This is a genomic window from Hymenobacter agri (assembly GCF_054778495.1).
Map to the genome: position 1 here is coordinate 1 of NZ_BAAGZM010000914.1, position 1,225 is coordinate 1,225.

At 65.6% G+C, this 1,225-nt stretch carries 2 protein-coding genes; both read left to right on the top strand.

Annotation, left to right across the window (positions count from 1 at the left end; genetic code table 11):
• The coding region (locus ACYVDE_RS23325) for a hypothetical protein (RefSeq protein ID WP_460503919.1) at window positions 1-213 on the top strand (213 nt) is incomplete at its 5' end.
• Window positions 214-266: 53 nt separating this feature from the next.
• Window positions 267-1,225: DUF389 domain-containing protein (locus ACYVDE_RS23330; protein ID WP_460503920.1), on the top strand; the 959-nt coding region annotated here is incomplete at its 3' end.

Below are 1,225 nucleotides of genomic sequence, written 5' to 3' on the forward strand. Positions count from 1 at the left end.
GACCGCGAATGGCTGCTCAGCGAGTGGCTGCCCGACACCGCGCCGGCCCCGCCCACGCTGCGCTACGCCGTGCTGCCCAACTCCAGCCCTACCCGCCGCCTGCATACCACCGATGTGCTACACGCTCTGGAGAAATACTTAGTGGTTGGCGTATTTGATGACCTGGAAGCGGCCGCCGATTGGCTTTTGACGTCCACTGGCAAAACCCACTAGCCCCGGGCCGGAGCCCTGCCCCGGCCGTTTTGCTTACCCATGTCTCCTTCTTAATGGCTTTACCCCTACTTCCCTGGCTGCGCTCCCGGTTCGACCTAGCCCATGACATGGCCGACCCGGCCGAAATTGTGGCCGATGTCGAAGCGGGCATTGCCTTCAAGGGCACCAACCTGTGGGTGCTGTTTTTCGCCATTCTGGTGGCCTCGGTGGGACTGAACGTGAACTCCACGGCCGTCATCATCGGGGCTATGCTTATTTCGCCGCTCATGGGACCGATTGTGGGCGTGGGCTTCGGGGCAGCCACTTCCAACCTCGACCTGGTGCGCCGGGGCCTGAAAAACCTGGCCATTGCCGCCGGGCTCAGCGTGCTGGTGTCGGCGCTCTACTTCCGGTTCACGCCCCTCACCGATGCCGGCTCCGAGCTGCTGGCCCGCACTACGCCCACCACTTGGGACGTGGCCATTGCCCTGTTTGGCGGTGCGGCCGGGGCCATTGGCTTCACCCGGCGCGAGGTGAGCAACGTGGTGCCGGGCGTGTCCATCGCCACGGCGCTCATGCCACCGCTGTGCACGGTGGGCTACGGGCTGGCCACGGCGCACTGGACCTTCGCGGCTGGCGCGCTGTATTTGTTTTGCATTAATGCGGCCTTCATCAGTCTGGCGATGTTTCTGGTAGCGCGCATTCTGCCGCTGCCGCATTTCCAGTTCGAAAACCCGCGACAGGCCCGGCGGGCCAAGCTGCTGTTCTGGGCGGTGGCCGTGCTCACGGCCGTGCCCAGCGTGTGGCTGGCGGCGGGCATCGTGCGCCGCACCACGTTCGAGCACAACGCGCAAAGCTTCGTCGAAACCGAGCTGAACCTGCCGGGAGCCTACGTGGTCACCAAGCGCATCGACTACGATGCGCGCACCATCAACGTGCTACTTACGGGCCGCATGCTCACGCCGCCGCAGCTGCGCACGCTGCGGGCGCGCCTGACCGACTACCACATTCCGCGCGCCCGGCTCACGGTGCG